Origin of the sequence: Rheinheimera sp. MM224 (assembly GCF_947090785.1) — a bacterium.
Taxonomy (GTDB): Bacteria; Pseudomonadota; Gammaproteobacteria; order Enterobacterales; family Alteromonadaceae; genus Pararheinheimera.
This window is the reverse complement of sequence record NZ_OX352320.1, coordinates 964,998-982,504: the sequence shown is the minus strand read 5'-3', so window position 1 is coordinate 982,504 and position 17,507 is coordinate 964,998. Positions and strand designations below refer to the sequence as shown.

18 protein-coding genes are annotated in these 17,507 nt (G+C 47.0%); 2 read left to right on the top strand and 16 right to left on the bottom strand.

What is annotated here, in order from left to right:
• Position 1 precedes the first annotated feature (1 nt).
• From surE to xerD, 13 genes are all read right to left on the bottom strand, one after another.
• On the bottom strand, positions 2-754 hold the full coding sequence (gene surE, locus OM978_RS04645) for a 5'/3'-nucleotidase SurE (RefSeq protein WP_264345735.1): 753 nt from the start codon (positions 752-754) through the stop codon (positions 2-4).
• 26 nt (positions 755-780) lie between these two features.
• A complete protein-coding gene (gene truD / locus OM978_RS04640; protein ID WP_264345734.1) occupies positions 781-1,848 on the bottom strand; it encodes a tRNA pseudouridine(13) synthase TruD in 1,068 nt (355 codons plus the stop codon).
• Positions 1,848-2,327 carry a 2-C-methyl-D-erythritol 2,4-cyclodiphosphate synthase gene (gene ispF / locus OM978_RS04635; RefSeq protein ID WP_040554637.1) on the bottom strand — a complete coding sequence of 160 codons (480 nt, stop codon included), beginning with the start codon at positions 2,325-2,327 and terminating at the stop codon, positions 1,848-1,850. The genes truD and ispF overlap by 1 nt, the downstream gene beginning before the upstream one ends.
• Positions 2,327-3,028, bottom strand: a complete 702-nt coding sequence (ispD, locus tag OM978_RS04630) for a 2-C-methyl-D-erythritol 4-phosphate cytidylyltransferase (RefSeq protein ID WP_264345733.1) — start codon at positions 3,026-3,028, stop codon at positions 2,327-2,329. The genes ispF and ispD overlap by 1 nt, the downstream gene beginning before the upstream one ends.
• Positions 3,025-3,309 carry a cell division protein FtsB gene (ftsB, locus tag OM978_RS04625; protein ID WP_233007942.1) on the bottom strand — a complete coding sequence of 95 codons (285 nt, stop codon included), beginning with the start codon at positions 3,307-3,309 and terminating at the stop codon, positions 3,025-3,027. Before ftsB ends, ispD begins: the two co-directional genes overlap by 4 nt.
• Positions 3,310-3,413: 104 nt before the next feature.
• Positions 3,414-4,058 (bottom strand): hypothetical protein, encoded by a 645-nt coding sequence (locus OM978_RS04620; RefSeq protein ID WP_264345732.1) that lies wholly within the window; start codon positions 4,056-4,058, stop codon positions 3,414-3,416.
• A gap of 79 nt (positions 4,059-4,137) precedes the next feature.
• Entirely contained in the window at positions 4,138-5,433 is a 1,296-nt protein-coding gene (gene eno / locus OM978_RS04615; RefSeq protein WP_233007940.1) for a phosphopyruvate hydratase, read from the bottom strand.
• A 59-nt stretch (positions 5,434-5,492) separates the two neighbouring features.
• A complete protein-coding gene (locus OM978_RS04610; RefSeq protein WP_264345731.1) occupies positions 5,493-7,130 on the bottom strand; it encodes a CTP synthase in 1,638 nt (545 codons plus the stop codon).
• A 196-nt stretch (positions 7,131-7,326) separates the two neighbouring features.
• A complete protein-coding gene (gene lysS / locus OM978_RS04605) occupies positions 7,327-8,853 on the bottom strand; it encodes a lysine--tRNA ligase (protein WP_233007938.1) in 1,527 nt (508 codons plus the stop codon).
• A 25-nt stretch (positions 8,854-8,878) separates the two neighbouring features.
• Positions 8,879-9,977 (bottom strand): peptide chain release factor 2 gene (prfB, locus tag OM978_RS04600; protein WP_233007937.1). Its coding sequence is split into 2 segments (ribosomal slippage): positions 8,879-9,901 and positions 9,903-9,977, totalling 1,098 coding nucleotides; the frame shifts between segments, so codons are not numbered across the junction.
• A gap of 138 nt (positions 9,978-10,115) precedes the next feature.
• Positions 10,116-11,846, bottom strand: a complete 1,731-nt coding sequence (recJ, locus tag OM978_RS04595) for a single-stranded-DNA-specific exonuclease RecJ (protein ID WP_264345730.1) — start codon at positions 11,844-11,846, stop codon at positions 10,116-10,118.
• Positions 11,847-11,858: 12 nt separating this feature from the next.
• On the bottom strand, positions 11,859-12,566 hold the full coding sequence (dsbC, locus tag OM978_RS04590) for a bifunctional protein-disulfide isomerase/oxidoreductase DsbC (RefSeq protein ID WP_264345729.1): 708 nt from the start codon (positions 12,564-12,566) through the stop codon (positions 11,859-11,861).
• Between the two features lie 21 nt (positions 12,567-12,587).
• Positions 12,588-13,481: a site-specific tyrosine recombinase XerD gene (gene xerD, locus OM978_RS04585; protein ID WP_319633905.1), complete on the bottom strand. Its 894-nt coding sequence runs from the start codon at positions 13,479-13,481 to the stop codon at positions 12,588-12,590.
• 105 nt (positions 13,482-13,586) lie between these two features.
• Here xerD and fldB point away from each other — a divergent pair, with 105 nt between their 5' ends.
• Positions 13,587-14,123: a flavodoxin FldB gene (fldB, locus tag OM978_RS04580; RefSeq protein WP_264345727.1), complete on the top strand. Its 537-nt coding sequence runs from the start codon at positions 13,587-13,589 to the stop codon at positions 14,121-14,123.
• A gap of 7 nt (positions 14,124-14,130) precedes the next feature.
• Here fldB and OM978_RS04575 read toward each other — a convergent pair whose 3' ends face one another.
• The 3 genes from OM978_RS04575 to OM978_RS04565 form a co-directional block, all read right to left on the bottom strand.
• Positions 14,131-14,874: a substrate-binding periplasmic protein gene (locus tag OM978_RS04575; protein WP_264345726.1), complete on the bottom strand. Its 744-nt coding sequence runs from the start codon at positions 14,872-14,874 to the stop codon at positions 14,131-14,133.
• A 150-nt stretch (positions 14,875-15,024) separates the two neighbouring features.
• Positions 15,025-16,218, bottom strand: a complete 1,194-nt coding sequence (locus OM978_RS04570; protein WP_264345725.1) for an aromatic amino acid transaminase — start codon at positions 16,216-16,218, stop codon at positions 15,025-15,027.
• A 52-nt stretch (positions 16,219-16,270) separates the two neighbouring features.
• Positions 16,271-16,951: a GAF domain-containing protein gene (locus OM978_RS04565; RefSeq protein ID WP_264345724.1), complete on the bottom strand. Its 681-nt coding sequence runs from the start codon at positions 16,949-16,951 to the stop codon at positions 16,271-16,273.
• A 148-nt stretch (positions 16,952-17,099) separates the two neighbouring features.
• Between OM978_RS04565 and OM978_RS04560 the strand changes: the two genes are divergently transcribed.
• On the top strand, positions 17,100-17,498 hold the full coding sequence (locus OM978_RS04560; protein WP_233007928.1) for a translation initiation factor: 399 nt from the start codon (positions 17,100-17,102) through the stop codon (positions 17,496-17,498).
• Positions 17,499-17,507: the final 9 nt, after the last annotated feature.

The window sequence follows — 17,507 nt, the reverse complement described above, 5'->3', positions numbered from 1 at the left end:
CTTAACACTCAATTCCATCTAACCAGTCCGTTAATAATTCCATACTGCGATATGCCGTCATATCCACATGCAAAGGCGTAATAGAAGCATAGCCCTGAGCTATGGCATAAAAGTCTGTGCCCGGGCCTGCATCAAGCTCTGGCCCTAAAGAGCCATACCAATAGATTGGCCGACCCCAAGGGTCGGTTGAGCTTTGCATCGTTTCCGCTTTATGGCGACGCCCTAAACGAGTCACCTGAATGCCGCGCAGCTGATCTAAAGGCACAGCTGGTACATTAATATTTAAAATTTGGTCAGCAGGCAGCGGATGAGACTTTAGCTTTTTAATCACCTGCACAGTGACGTAGGCTGCAGTGGCAAAATGTTGTTCATCCCGTCCCGCTAACGACACTGCAATAGCAGGTAAACCTAAATGACGGCCTTCGGTAGCTGCAGCCACAGTGCCTGAATACAGCACGTCGTCACCTAAATTAGCGCCGTGGTTAATACCAGCCACCACCAGATCGGGGGTTTCAGCCAATAACTGGCTAATAGCTAAATGCACACAGTCGGTTGGTGTGCCATTGACTGCAATAAAACCATTGTCCAGTTGCTGGGTGCGCAATGGATTAAGCAACGTCAGCGAGTTACTGGCACCGCTGCAATTGCGATCTGGCCCTACAGTAGTGACTTCTGCAATTTCAGATAAGGCCTGCTGCAGCACCTGTATGCCTTTGGCATAAACACCATCGTCGTTACTTAATAAAATCCGCATGTATTACCCCGTCGTCGCAAAAAAACTTAATCCAAAGTGGCGTAATTACGTTGTACATCCTGATAATTTACCAGCTCCCGCAATACGGAAGTGGCAAAACAACCTGAATATAATTTAAAGCTTATTTGCACATTCTGGTCTTGTACTTCGGCCTTTAGTTCTGCCGGCAAAACCCGGATAGAGCGACGCTCAGCTCTGACGTTGAGCTCGGCCAGTTTGTCGACCCAATGCTGCCAATTTTGCAGACTTTGTTGTTCAAAAGCCAGCGCATCCGCTGTAGTTAATGGCTCGCCTAACCCCGACAAACCGGCAGTAGGATGAATATCAGCCTCGAGCAAACGCTGCCGTAAGGTATCATCGACCTGCGGCACTTTAAAAATAGAACCAGAACCATCCAGTTGTACCACTTCACCAGTCAAAATCTGATTAAAAGTACCAGCTTTGACCCGGGCATCGACTTGTAAATTAAACAAAAAAGAACGACTGGCCGACAAAGCCAAACCCCGTATTTTCCGATCTTCAATACCACCGCCAGAAAACAGCTGTTCAGCTAAACGTAAATTACCGCCCTGAATACCAAAACGCTGTTCGCCGTAATAATTCGGCACGCCTTTTTTAACCAACTCTAACCGCTCTAACAGTGCAGGAATATCACTGACATCCCGTAACGTCAGGGTAAATTCGTTGTATTTTATCGAGCCTAACTTTAACCGGCGCTGATGGCGGATACTATCGAGAATTTTAACGCCTTCGATATTCCATTCCTGCCAGTTTAATTGTTGTTTGATAGGCACAGGCACACAAAACCACTGGCGGGTTACAGCATGCCGGTCTTTTAAACCAGCATAACTGACCTGTCGGGCTTTGCAGCCGACCAATTCAGCCAGCAACTTGGCAACATACTGTGTATTCTGACCAATTTTTTCCACCAGCAGCAACATATGCTCGCCAGCGCCGGTTGGTGTAAAACTCAACTCCTCAACCACAATAAAATCATCAGGTTGCACACGTAATAAAGCTGTGGTTTCAGGCTGACCGTATAAATAACTTAGCTTTGGTAATTCGACCGCCGAAGCTTCTTTAGAAAAAGCCATCAGGACTTCACCAACAACACGACGGCTTCGACGGCAATGCCTTCTTTACGCCCGACAAACCCCAATTTTTCAGTGGTCGTGGCTTTCACATTCACTTGAGACAAACCACAAACCAGATCTTCGGCAATACAGGCACGCATCGCATCGACATGAGGCGCCATTTTTGGTGCCTGCGCCATAATGGTCACATCCAGATTACCCACTTCATAACCTAAAGCTTTGACATCAGCAAACACCTTGCGTAATAAAATACGGCTGTCTATGCCTTTAAAGGCTGCGTCTGTGTCCGGGAAATGATGGCCTATATCACCTAAGGCCATAGCACCTAATAAAGCGTCTGATACGGCATGCAATACCACATCGCCATCTGAATGCGCCAGCAAACCTTGCTGATAAGGTATTTTTACGCCACCTAAAGTAATGGGGCCTTCGCCACCAAAAGCGTGTACGTCAAAACCATGGCCAATACGAAACGGCATCATACAGAATGCTCCAGATAAAAAGCGGCCAAAGCTAAATCTTCAGCCTGAGTAATTTTGATATTGTCAGCATGTCCTTGCACCAAAAGCACAGGCAATCCTGCCCATTCCATAGCGCTGGCTTCATCGGTAATGGCCACACCCTGGGCTAAAGCCTGTTGCAGTGCATCTCTGAGCAAAGCTGTCGGAAACAACTGCGGCGTATAGGCGTGCCATAAACCTGCCCGATCAACAGTATGGCCAACAGTGTGCTGTACAGTGTCTGAACCACGTTTCATGGTATCGCGCACTGGCGTAGCTAAAATGCCACCCTGACCAGCTTCGATGCAGCTATCAATTAAAAGTTCGATATCACTAACCCGCACTACAGGACGAGCAGCGTCATGCACCAGCACCCATGGAAAGGCTGTGGCATCAACCTGAACTAAAGCATTCAGCACTGAGTTGGCACGTTCAGCACCACCATCCAGCCGTTGAATGTGCGGGTCAGTCGCTAAAGGCAATGTGGGAAAATAAGGATCGTCCGGGCTTAACGCCAGATAAAACTGCTGTAAAGCAGGAACTTGTTTTAAGCGACGCAGAGTCTGCTCCAGCACAGTCACACCACAAAGTGGCAGGTACTGTTTGGGCTTATCCGCCTTCATTCGTTTGCCAACACCAGCGGCTGGGATCACAGTCGCAATAGCAGGAATAGCGGTCATTTTTTATCCAGCGGGGTAATAATCCGGAAAAATACTTCGTCTTGTCTAATCAAACCCAGTTCGTTACGGGCGCGCTCTTCAATCGCATCCAACCCTATTTGCAGGTCAGTGACGTCGGCCTTCAGTAATTTATTACGCTTAGCCAGCACTTCATTTTGTTGTTCCATCTTGGCGAGTTCAGTTTTATGCGCCCAATACTCCATCACGCTATGTTGGCCAAGCCACAAGCGGTGTTGAAGAGCTGCAAGCAGCGTGAGTAGCAATAAAACCAACAGGCGCATATCGAACCAAAAAATAAAGAGATGAAAGTATTATGAAGCTTATCGGCCGGACTGGAAAGCCCTAATAAGGCCGAAAATAAAGGCTTGCTGCACAAAAACGCCACTTAAGGCTGAAAAGGCTTAGCAAAGTTCTGCCAATTCAGCCGGCTTGCCAGCAATAATTCTCTTAAACTCAACACTCGTGGGGTTTTGCGTTCGCCGTTAAGCCATTGATGACCACAACAAGCAGCTGTCATTAAGCTTTTTGTCGGCTTGAGCAGGAATTTATCACTGTTTTCGTCGGTAAGAGGTGTGCCGTTAAAACTAAACCAGCCATGTTCGTTGCAGTGCAGTCGTTGACCAGCCATATCAACTTCATCCACCGAATCCAACCAGACGGTTTCAAGAGACTGCTGGTTCTGGTACACAGGGACTAATAACGCCAGTTTGCTGTGTTTTAGATAAAACTGTTCAATTTGCTCTATACCCTGCTCTTTGGCCGGACACTGTGGGCTCTGACGTCCCATCCAACTGGCATTCTGACTATCGATTTCAAGCGGAGACTTATGTGACAAAATACTGCTGGCAGCGCGGCGAATATAAAAAGGTAAACTGGCTAATCGTTTTTGCAGACTGGCGAAAAATTCGGGCGGCATTTTTGCATAACGCATCAACTCCCGTTCATACAAAGCATTACAAAGCTCTGTATAAGTCAGGTCCTGCGCCGGGCCTTGCCACAGCTGATGTTGATCGGCTGAATGTTTTTTCATCCGTTGATGGTAATCAAGGGAGCAAAACCAATCAAGGGGTCAGAGTAAGAGACCCCTTGATTAGTTTATCTGGCCTGGCTTACGCCTGGCCTTTAATTTCTACACGGCCACGGTACGGGGCTTTAGCACCTAATTCCTGCTCAATACGCAGTAATTGGTTGTACTTAGACACGCGGTCTGAGCGGCATAAAGAACCTGTTTTGATTTGACCAGCAGCTGTACCTACAGCTAAGTCAGCAATAAAGGAATCTTCAGTTTCGCCTGAACGGTGAGAAATAACTGCAGTGAAACCCGCATCTTTCGCCATTTTAATGGCGGCTAAAGTTTCAGTTAAGCTACCAATTTGGTTAAATTTGATCAGGATAGAGTTACCAATGCCCTGCTCAATACCACGGGTCAGAATCTTGGTGTTGGTGACGAATAAATCGTCGCCTACCAGTTGGATTTTATCGCCCATTTTATTGGTCATGTCTTTCCAGCCATCCCAATCCGATTCGTCTAAACCGTCTTCAATAGAAATGATAGGGAAACGGGTGGCTAAACCAGCCAGGAAGTCATTGAACTCATAGGAAGTGAATTCTTTGCCTTCGCCAGACAGTTTGTACTTACCATCAACATAAAACTCAGATGCAGCGCAGTCTAAGGCTAAAGTGATGTCTTTGTTCAGCTCATAACCAGCTGAAGCCACAGCTTTAGAAATCACAGTTAAAGCTTCTTCGTTTGATTTCAGATCCGGAGCAAAACCACCTTCATCACCTACAGCTGTATTTAAGCCCTGGCTGTGCAGTTCTTTTTTCAGCTGATGGAAAATTTCAGCGCCCATACGCAGAGCTTCAGCGAAAGTTTTAGCGCCAACAGGCTGCACCATAAATTCCTGAATATCGACGTTGTTATCCGCATGCTCACCACCGTTGATGATGTTCATCATAGGTACTGGCATGGAGTACACACCTGGTGTGCCGTTTAAGTCGGCAATGTGCTGATACAGTGGGATTTTTTTGTCAGCAGCAGCTGCGCGGGCTACAGCTAAAGACACAGCCAGAATAGCATTAGCGCCTAATTTAGATTTAGACTCAGTGCCATCCAGATCGATCATGATCTGGTCCACTTCAGCTTGCTTATAGGCACTTTTACCCAATAAAGCTGCTTTGATTGGGCCATCGATATTGGCAACTGCAGTACGCACGCCTTTACCTAAATAACGGCTTTTGTCACCGTCGCGCAGCTCTAAAGCTTCACGGGTACCAGTAGAAGCACCTGATGGCGCACAGCCACGACCCATAGCACCACTGGCCAGGAAAACGTCGGCTTCTACTGTTGGGTTACCGCGTGAATCCATGATCTCACGGGCGATAATATTGACGATCTCAGACATGTAAATCCCCTTATGTTTGTCGCATAAAAAAGCCGGACTAATAGCCCGGCTGCAACTGGTTAAACGAGTTGCTGTTTCTGATATTTATAAGCGGCGGCCACGAAGCCCTGGAATAACGGATGTCCGTCACGTGGCGTTGAGTTAAATTCCGGATGGAACTGACCCGCCACAAACCATGGGTGTGTAGGTATTTCAATCATTTCAACCAGCTGGTTGTCCGCCGACAAACCAGAGATCTTTAAGCCAGCCTCTTCGAGCTGAGCAACATAGTTGTTGTTCACTTCGTATCTGTGACGATGACGTTCGCTGACGATGTCGCTGCCATAGATCTCGCGGGCCTTTGTATTGGCTTTGAGGTTACAGTTTTGGCTGCCCAAACGCATAGTGCCGCCCATATCAGACCTGTCGGTCCGCTGTTCAACATTACCATCAGAGTCCAGCCATTCTGTGATGAGACCCACCACAGGGTAAGGCGTGTTCTTATTAAATTCTGTAGAGTGCGCGTCTTTCATACCTGCTACGTTGCGGGCATATTCAATCAGCGCTACTTGCATACCTAAACAAATGCCGAGGTAAGGCACTTTGTTTTCACGGGCATAACGGGCGGCCATAATTTTGCCTTCCACACCACGCTCACCAAAACCACCAGGCACCAGAATCGCATCCACAGTGGCCAGAATATCTGTGCCTTTGCTTTCTACGTCCTGAGAGTCGATGTATTTGATATGAACAGTTAAACGGTTTTTTAAACCTGCATGGTTTAACGCTTCGTTCACTGATTTATAGGCATCTGGCAGCTCAACATACTTGCCGACCATACCTACAGTGATTTCACCTGTAGGGTTTGATTCCTGATACAACACCTGTTCCCATTCGGTCAGGTCTGCTTCAGGGCAGGTAATGTGGAAACGGCGCACCACTAAATCATCCAGACCCTGGGACTTTAACAGCGCAGGGATCTGGTAAATACTGGAGACGTCTTTTAACGAAATAACAGCACGTTCTTCCACGTTGGTGAACAGGGCAATCTTAGCGCGCTCGTTCGATGGAATAGCACGGTCAGAACGGCAGACCAGAATATCCGGCTGAATACCAATAGAACGCAGCTCTTTGACAGAATGCTGAGTAGGTTTGGTTTTGATTTCACCGGCAGTGCCCAGGTATGGCACTAAGGTCAGGTGCATATACATGGCGCGTTCACGGCCCAGTTCAGTACCTAACTGACGAATAGCTTCCAAAAATGGCAAAGATTCGATATCACCTACTGTGCCGCCGATCTCGACTATGGCAATGTCATAGCCTTCAGCACCAGCTAGTACGCGGCTTTTGATTTCGTTGGTGATATGAGGGATCACCTGAATAGTGGCACCTAAATAATCACCACGGCGCTCACGACGTAATACGTCCGAGTAAATGCGGCCTTGGGTGAAATTATTACGTTTGGTCATTTTGGTGCGGATAAACCGCTCATAGTGACCTAAATCGAGGTCGGTTTCTGCGCCGTCTTCTGTGACGTACACTTCACCGTGCTGAATTGGGCTCATAGTGCCCGGATCCAGGTTGATGTACGGATCCAGTTTAAGGATGGTCACTTTCAGGCCACGGGCTTCTAAAATAGCCGCTAAAGATGCAGCAGCAATGCCTTTACCTAAGGATGAGACAACCCCACCCGTCACGAAGATGTATCTTGTAGTCATGAGACCCCTGAGACGCCATTGGCAATAAAGAATTTACGAACTTAGGACGGGGGGAAATTATAACAAAGGGCGGCTTGTCGCTCAATCAAAAGGCAGGATAAAAAAATAATAAATCAGCAAGCCCCTGTCAAAGGCGCCGATTTTGGCTTAAAACGGTAAAACAAAGGCAGCTGATGCTGCCTTTGTAGGGGGAGTGTTATGAGCCGTGTTTATCTGTATGGCGCATATGCGGGAACAGAATGACGTCACGGATGCTTGGCGCGTCGGCCAGTAACATCACCAGACGGTCGATACCAATACCCTGACCCGCTGTTGGTGGTAAACCATGCTCCAGTGCTGTAACGAAATCTTCGTCGTAGTACATGGCTTCATCATCACCAGCTTCTTTTTGTGCAACCTGCTCGCGGAAACGTTCAGCCTGATCTTCAGCATCGTTTAATTCGCTGAAACCATTGCCTAATTCACGACCACCGATAAAGAACTCAAAACGGTCAGTGATTTCCGGATTGTGATCATTACGACGGGCCAGCGGAGAAATCTCTGCCGGGTATTCTGTGATAAAAGTAGGTTGTTGCAGCTTGGTTTCGACCAGCTCATCAAAGACTTCCATCAGAATACGGCCATGACCATAGTTGGCTTTCACTTCAATACCTAATGACTTGGCAAGTTCAGCTACCGCTTCACGGGTGGTTAACTGCTCGATTTTCACTTCAGGGTTGTAGTGCAGAATAGATTCAGTCACGGACATACGGGCAAAAGGTTTACCAAAGTCAAACAGGTTGCCCTGATAAGGCACTTCAGTAGTACCCAGCACAGACTGCGCCAGACCACGGAATAACTCTTCAGTGATATCCATTAAATCGTTGTAATCGGCATAAGCCCAGTAGAATTCCAGCATAGTGAATTCCGGGTTATGACGGGTTGAAACGCCTTCGTTACGGAAGTTACGGTTCAGCTCAAATACTTTTTCAAAACCACCAACCACTAAACGCTTTAAATACAGCTCTGGTGCAATACGCAGGAACATTTGCATATCCAGCGCATTGTGGTGCGTCTCAAACGGACGGGCCGAAGCACCACCCGGAATGCTTTGCAGCATTGGGGTTTCTACTTCTAAAAAGCCTTTGCTGTTAAAGAACTGACGGATATAAGCCACAGTTTTTGAACGGATTAAAAAGGTTTTGCGTGACTGATCGTTCACAATCAAATCTAAATAACGCTGACGGTAACACGCTTCCTGATCGGTTAAACCGTGGAATTTATCCGGCAATGGACGCAAGGCTTTGGTCAGTAAACGGATTTCGTCTAACCATACAGTCAGCTCACCGGTCTGAGTTTTAAACAACACGCCGCTACCGCCTACTATGTCGCCTAAATCCCACTTCTTGAAGCCTTCGTTGTAGACATTTTCGGCCAGACTGTCGCGTGCTACATACAACTGCAGCTTGCCGCCCACGTCCTGAATAGTAGTAAAGCTGGCTTTACCCATGATACGACGCAGCATCATACGACCTGCTACAGTGACACGGATTTTTTTCTCTTCCAGCTCTTCCTTGCTCAGATGCTCGTACTGGGCATGGATCTGATCCGAAGTGGCATCACGGCGAAAGTCGTTTGGGAATGGGTTACCCAGTTCACGTAATCCAGCCAGCTTATGTTTACGCTCAGCAATCAGTTTATTAACGTCTTGATGTTCTTCAATAGGAGTATTCTGTTCAGACATGATAAGTTCCTGATAGTAAGCTAAATTACAAACCGGCTTTTAAGCTGGCTTCAATAAATTTGTCGAGATCGCCGTCCAATACCGCCTGGGTATTGCGGGTTTCCACGCCTGTGCGTAAGTCTTTAATACGCGAGTCATCCAGCACGTAAGAGCGGATTTGACTGCCCCAGCCGATATCCGACTTGGTGTCTTCCAGTGCTTGTTTTTCAGCGTTTTGCTTTTGCAGTTCAAACTCATACAACTTGGCACGTAACTGCTTATAAGCGTTGTCACGGTTTTTATGCTGCGATCTATCGTTCTGACACTGCACCACAATATTGGTTGGTAAGTGAGTAATACGGACCGCTGAGTCGGTTCTGTTCACGTGCTGACCACCAGCGCCTGAAGCACGGTAAGTATCAATACGTAAGTCGGCCGGATTGATTTCGATTTCAATATCGTCATCGACTTCAGGCGACACAAACACTGACGCAAAAGAAGTATGGCGACGGTTGCCTGAGTCAAATGGGCTTTTACGCACTAAACGGTGTACACCAGTTTCAGTCCGTAACCAGCCATAGGCATATTCGCCGGTAAATTTGATAGTACAACCTTTGATGCCGGCCACGTCGCCGTCAGTCACTTCGTATAACTCAGGTTTAAAGCCTTTAGCTTCACCCCAACGCAGATACATACGCATTAAAATGCTGGCCCAGTCCTGAGCTTCAGTACCACCAGAACCAGATTGAATATCCAGATAACAATCGCTCGGATCGCTTTTACCAGAGAACATACGACGGAACTCCAGCTTAGCCAGCTGTAATTCTAAGTCGGCCAGTTCAGTCTGAGCTTCGATAAAAGTATCTTCATCTTCAGCTTCAACCGCCAGCTCCACTAAGCCAGCCACGTCTTCCAGGCCCTGATCCAGCTTGTCGATGGTGCCAACAATCTGCTCCAGCGCTGAACGTTCTTTGCCTAATGCCTGTGCATTTTCGGGGTTGTTCCAGACTGCAGAATCTTCCAGCTCACGGCTGACTTCTTCTAGCTTTTCTTTTTTGGCGTCGTAGTCAAAGATACCCCCGAAGCACGTTAGTGCGTTCAGTCAGATCTTTAATGGCGTTGTATACCGGATTTACTTCAAACATGATTTAAGGCGCTTAGGAAAAAATTGGTGGCGATTGTAGCAATTTTTCAGCAGACATGCAGCCATCCCGACGATTTTCTGTAGAGGATTCTGCAGGGGTCTTTAAATAAACGCCCTGCAAAAACTGCTTTTCAGGGAACTAGCCGATTTTTTCAATCAACCGGACAATCAACTGCACAGACTGTTGGTCGCGGTAGTCGTTGATATCCAGCTGATAAGCCACACGGATTTTTTTTACGTTGGCATCAGGCCATGCTTTGTTGTCGGCGTTAAACCAGATGGCATCCACTAAGCTGCCATCACTAGATTCCAGCATCAGCTTCAGGTGTTTATCCGCCAACAGACGTTGTTGGCGTATGACAAACTCACCTTCAAACACGGGTTCAGGAAAAGCTTGTCCCCAGGGGCCAGCTTGTTGTAGCAGCCGGGCAAAAGGTACAGACAAACAATCACTACTCAAATCACCGTCTGTATACAGCACAGCAGTCAAAAGCTCTGGGGTCAGATACTTTTTAGCGACGAAATTCAGCGCCAGTTTAAAGGTCTCAAAACGTTCTTCAGCAATAGTTAGACCTGCCGCCATGGCATGGCCACCAAACTTTTTAATCAAGCCTGGGTATTGAGTAGAGACTTCATCTAATAAATCGCGGATATGCAGGCCTGAAATAGAACGGGCAGAACCTTTCAGCTCGCCTTCATCGCCTTGCGCAAACACCAGCACAGGTCTGTGGTATTGCTCTTTAATCCGGCCAGCCAGAATTCCTATCACGCCCTGATGCCAGTCACTCTGGTACAAACATAAGGCATCAGGCAACTCTTCAGCAGCGAAAGACAACCGCTGCAGATAAGCCTGAGCTTCCTGCTGCATGCCCTGCTCTATTTCACGACGCTCGACGTTTAAGCTATCCAATTCAGCGGCATACATACGGGCTCGGGGTAAATCAGGCGCTAATAAACAGCTGATACCAAGCCCCATATCATCTAAACGCCCTGCAGCATTTAAACGTGGCGCTAAAGCAAAACCAAAATCCTGCGCTGTCAGTTTTTCCGCTTTACGATTGGCAATATCAATTAAGGCCTGAATACCAGGTCGGGCTTTGCCACTGCGAATACGTTGCAGGCCCTGATGCACCAGAATACGGTTATTAGTATCCAGTGGCACTACGTCAGCTACTGTGCCTAAAGCGACCAGATCCAACAGATCCGCCAAATTAGGTTCAGGCTGAGTTTCAGTAAAATAACCTTGAATACGAAGTTCAGCACGCAGCGCCAGCAACAGATAAAAGGCTACACCTACACCGGCCAGTTGCTTACTGGGAAAGTCACAACCCGGCTGGTTTGGATTGACTATAGCGTCAGCGTTCGGCAGCTCGTTGCCCGGTAAATGGTGGTCTGTGACCAGCACTTTCACGCCCATTTTTTTCGCCAGAGCTATACCGTCAATAGCTGAAATACCATTGTCGACTGTGACTATCAGCTGAGCGCCTTGAGCCACAGCAATTTCTGCCATTTCGACAGACAAACCATAACCGTATTCAAAACGGTTGGGCACCAGATACTCCACATGCTTAAAACCCAGGCTTTTTAAGCCGGTCAGCAAAGTGGCTGTGCTGGTGGCGCCATCTGCATCAAAATCGCCGACTATGACAATATGCTGTTGCTGCTGTAACGCATCAATCAACAAAGCAACGGCAGGAGCAATACCTTTAAGCAAAGTAAAAGGCAGCAGTTGAGCTGCGCCCCGCGCCAGTTGCAGTGAGCTTTCAATACCGCGACTGGCGTAAATACGCTGGATCACCGGATGATACTGCGCCAATTCAGAGGAAATAGCCGGCACAGACCGGCGCTGTAATTCTTTGGTGATACTCACACTAAAACCTGCTTATGGCGCATTTTGACTCAGGGCGGCCACTAAAGCTGCAGCGGGTTGATAACCAGGAATTAAACGGCCATCTGGCAGAATCAGTGCAGGAGTACCAGTAATACCAAAACTCTGACCCAACTCGTATTGCTGAGCCACTGTGTTCTGGCAACTGGCTTGCTTTACAGCTTTGCCATTTTTAGCATCAGTCAGTGCCTGTTTGGCATCTTTGGAACACCAAATCGACTGTAATTCGTCATAAGTTGCCGACTGAACACCACCACGAGGGAAAGCGAGGTAACGCACAGTAACACCAGCCTTGTTCAGATCCGCCATCTCGTTATGTAACTTACGGCAATAGCCACAGCTGGTGTCAGTAAATACATGGATCACATATTTTTCGTCTGCGGCTTTAAACTCAATCACTGAGTCATCAAAATCCTTCACACCCGCTTTGCGGATATCTTTCAGAATGTCTTCATTCACCAGTTTTTTGTTTTTTAAATCGTAAATATTGCCTTCAAACAAATACTGTTTATTGTCTGAGATAAAAAATAAACCTTTGTCGGTTTGCACTTGTAACATGCCAGGCACAGTAGAATCTGCCACTGCTTTTACGTTTAAACCAATTTCTGAAAAGGCTTGGTTTACTTCAGGTAACACAGCCTGAGCTGATAATCCGGTACTTAAAAATGCTGCCATAACAGCGAGGTAGCTAAACTTCTTCATCTCTGTATCCTGCACCCAAGGTTAGCCCCTGGGATGATGTTGTTGATGTAAACTTTGCAAACGCGCTTGCGCCACATGAGTGTAAATTTGGGTGGTCGATAGGTCGCTGTGCCCTAATAACAACTGTACGACCCGTAAATCTGCACCGTGATTTAATAAATGCGTGGCAAAAGCATGTCGTACCGTATGCGGCGACAACTCTGCACTAATGCCTGCCACTTTGGCATAAAACTTAATCCGGTGCCAGAAAGTTTGTCGGGTCATTTGTTGGCCTCTGGAGCTTGGAAATACTACATCACTTTGGCCGTCGAGCAGCAATCCGCGGCCCTGACGCAGGTAATTATCCAGCCACTCCACCGCGGTTTCCCCCAAAGGCACCAGCCGTTCTTTTTTGCCTTTGCCCGTAACCCGCACTAAACCCTGACGCAAATTAATTTGCTGCAAGGTTAAACCGACCAGCTCCGATACCCTCAGACCGGCTGCATAGAGAATTTCTAACATCACTTTATCGCGAAACTGAATTAAATCGCTGACATCTGGGGCAGACAGCAATAAATCCACGTCGTGCTCGGACAAAGTTTTAGGCAAAGAGCGGCCAATTTTTGGGTTAAATACATCGGATAAGGGATTTTCACTGATTTGTTTAGTTTTGTGCAGGTGACGATAAAAGCGCCGTAAACTGCTTAAAGCCCTGGAGGTGCTGCGTGGGCTAAAACCTTGATCCACTCTGTGAGCCAAATAACTGTTCAGCAGCATTTGATCCACAGCCGTCAGTTGCTGGCCTTGCTGCTGCAGAAACAACGCAAATTTACTCAGGTCTGTGCCATAAGCGCTTAGCGTATGTTCACTGACGCCTTTATCCAGCCACAACTGGTCTAAAAACGCCTTAATGAGTTGCTGTTCTGAGATGGCCACTATTGTTGCCACAAGCTGCTCCCGGGTTAATTTGATTTGTCTGACTTTGTTGGTTCAGAGGCTTCTGCTACACTGCCGGCCACACAAAATGCTGAGTCATTTCAGATGAAAATTGGTCTTTTTTACGGTTCCACCACTTGCTATACCGAAATAGTGGCGGAAAAAATTCAGGTGCTTTTAAGTGCTGACCCAAGTTTGCCGGATGGCAGCAGTGTAACACTTCACAATATTAAAGATCAGCCTCTGGCACTGATGACTGACTACGATTTACTGATTTTGGGCATTTCGACCTGGGATTTTGGTGAGCTGCAGGAAGATTGGGAAGCGCACTGGGACGATATTAAAGACGTCGATTTAAACGGCAAAATTGTCGCTATTTATGGCATGGGCGATCAGTTAGGTTACGCCGAGTGGTTTCAGGATGCGGTAGGTATGTTGCATCAGGCCATAGCGCCACAAGACTGTGTCCGCATTGGTTTCTGGCCCACTGAAGGCTATGACTTTATCGCCTCTAAAGCGGCAACAGAAGACGGCGAATGGTTTTATGGTTTAGCTTTGGACGAAGAAAATCAGTATGACCAGACGGATGAACGTTTAAATCTGTGGCTGACTCAACTCATGAATGAGCTGATAGCCCTTTAAAATCAAGCTAAAAGCGGCCGGCCATCACGTTCTGATAAAGCGGAGTCTTTTGTACTTCAAGATGAGCCTGCTGCAGTTTCCTGACCAGTTCAGGATCTGTTGTTTTGCTGGCTGCAAGATAAGTTTTCTGCTCCAACTGCGGTATAGCTAACACAAAACGGGTTATGCCTTCGGGTTGCGACAACTGTTTCTCCATTAAAGCCAAAGCCGCTTCATCATCTACCACATAATCCACTTTGCCTTTGATCAGCAGACGCCAGGACTCCAGAATATCAGCAGAGAGCTGTAATTCTTTGTCTATCTTCAACCCCTGTTGCTGCAGATACAGCGTAGAAAAATCACCTCGTTGCACCGCAATGACAGCTGAACCTAAATCTTTGATATGGTTTGGAGTGAGATCAGCGCGCTCCGTCAGTCGCACTAAACCTAACCTGTAGTTTGCGACAGGCCCAATCCAGTGAAATTCATTTTCCCGCTCCGGTGTTCTGGCTATGTTGTAAATCAGCACATTAGGCACTGAAGTGGCAATGTAATAGGAGCGGGCCCAGGGATACACTTCAATAGGACTATCAAGCCCAGCCTGTTTGAGTGTTGCTATAACAATCTGAGTACTGACGCCATCTACTTTGCCATCTTTGATCGTTTGGTGAGGCGGTGATAATTCAGTGACTACTCTAAGAACGAGCTGATCCGTGTTTGCAGCAGCAGCGAAAGATAGATACAACAGAACTGCTAATAAGCTTTTTGCCACGACTTCCCCCTGCTGATGTAACACTTTTTGTACAAGACTTTGTTTATCCTAGCTTAGTTAGGCAAAACCCTTCTGGCAACAGTTGATTTTTTCAGCAGCAGATCAAAAAGGGCAGCCTAAGCCGCCCTTCTTCCAGTCAAGCCTGAGCGCTTAACCCTTTAACACTTGCGCCATAGCTTTAGCGAAGTAATCAATATTGCTGTGGTTTAAACCAGAAATACTGACGCGGCTTGAACCAACCATATAGATGCTGTAGTCCTTGCGCAGGCGTTCAATTTGCTCTTTGTTAATGCCAAGGAAAGAGAACATGCCGTGTTGTTTGGTGATAAAGCTGAAATCCTGCGTAATGCCTTCAGCCGTAAATTTATCGATGATCAACTGACGGTAATCATTGATGCGATTACGCATCACAGCCAGTTCCTGATGCCACAACGCCGTTAATTCCTGGCTGTCAAGAATATGACTGACGATGATAGCGCCATGGGCTGGAGGCATAGAATAAATACTACGCACCACGCTTAACAACACAGATTTAGCAATGTCTGTGGTTTTGCTGTCTGCTGTTACTATGCTGCAAGCACCAATACGTTCACGGTACAAACCGAAGTTTTTCGAGCACGAGCTACACAGGATCATCTCTTCGACTTGATCGGCCAGGTAACGTAAACCTTGCGTGTCTTCTTCCAGACCCAGACCAAAACCCTGATAAGCCATATCGACCAGCGGCGTAAAGCCTTTTTCTTTGGCTAAATGCGCAAATTGTTTCCACTGCTCAAAGTTCAAATCCATACCACTTGGGTTATGGCAGCAAGCATGCACCAGAACTACGTCACCGGCAGGAACCTGCGCCAGTTCAGTCAGCATGGCATCAAACTTTAAGCCTTTGGTATCCCAATCGTAATAAGCATATTCTTTTACTTTCAAACCAGCGGCCTGAAATAACGAAATATGGTTAGCCCAGGTTGGGTTGGTGACCCAGACAGTGGCATCCGGATTGGCTTTTTTAATAAATTCAGCAGCAACGCGCAATGCACCTGTGCCGCCAGGTGTGTGAGCTGTAGTGACACGACCGGATAACAATACTTTATGCTGACCAAAGGCCAGTTTTTCGATATGGCTGTTAAAGGATAAATCACCTGCCATACCAATGTAGGTTTTACTGTCTTCGTTTTTTAAACGCAGCGCTTCGGCTTTTTTCACACAATCCAGCACAGCCGTATGGCCTTGCTCGTCTTTATAGACACCAACCCCAAGGTCCACTTTCAGTGGATTTGGATCTTCTTTATAAGCGGCCATTAAACCTAAAATTGGATCGATAGGGGTCGGCTGTAAGTGCGAAAACATAGTTTTTACCTGTTAGTTTGCGGTGTTAAAGAATCAATTCGGTTTCATCTTATCATGCAGGCAGTAAGTCTGGCAGCACAAGACAGATGGCCACTAAACGAACCAGAGCATCTGTATGGTAGGCCTGACGTTTAAACGCCTCAGCGTCAATAATACCTGCCAGTTCACCTTTGCTATTGAATAAAGGCAAACAAGCTTCGGATAATACTTTTGGATCGCAGGTGTAATATTCGCCACCTGCTGTTAAGTAGGCTGTGACATCGTTAATCACTTTGGCTTTACCCGTCAGACCCACAGTGCTGTTATTGCTGATTTGGGCAAATTCGGCTGTTAATGGAAATTCAGCGCGGGAAGCCGCACCAAAATACGCCAGCTTCACCAGCACGGTTTCGCCTTCTGGGTTCTGACGCTTTTGGTAAATACCAAACCAGTCACTGTCGTTGCTTTGCTGATAGTTTTGCACTACGGCTGTTAGCTGGCTTAAAGCAGCTGCTGTTGTTTCGTTTTGGCCCAGAGTGGCGGCCAGATCATAAGGTTCATCGGCCAGTTGGCCAAACAAAGAGCAAGCACCACCTTCACCTAACTCAGGCACCTGATAAGACCAGGTCACAGCAGGAGCTGCAGCAGCGGCAAGCTGTGTTTTTAATGTAGACACAGCCTGTTCTATCGCTGTTTCTTGCCCTTGCAATAACGCAGACAATCCTGACTGTTCCAGATATAAATTAATAGACATTTCAGCCATCCAGATTTCTAAAATTGACGATAGTTTACCAGAAGCCTTTTATTTGCCAATGGCTTTTTTTACAGCTTTCTTTTCAAGCTTGCTGTTTGTTATTAACTTGTTTATCGTGCGCTTTCTGACGACTTACACAGATTGTTTTATGAGTGGCAAAAAAATCTCGTTAGCCGACTGGCAACAACAATTGGGGCGACCTGCTGAAGAAGCAACAGCGGCAGCTGCGGATGATTTGGTCTACAGTACAGATTCAGGCCGTATTGATAAGCCCAAACCACAAAAAGCTGTGGCGCAAAGTTTTACCGACGGTCATGCCCGATTAAAACGTGAAACCAAAGGCCGTAATGGCAAAGCAGTGATCACTATTTCAGGCCTTGCTGAAAGCACAGAAAAGCTGGCAGAAATAGCGGCCTTATTAAAGAAAAAATGCGGTTGTGGTGGTTCGGTCAAGGACGGCGTGATTGAGATTCAGGGTGATCAACGCGAACTGGTGCAGCAGGAGTTAACCAAATTAGGTTACAAACATAAATGGGCTGGTGGTTAACCCGCCCCC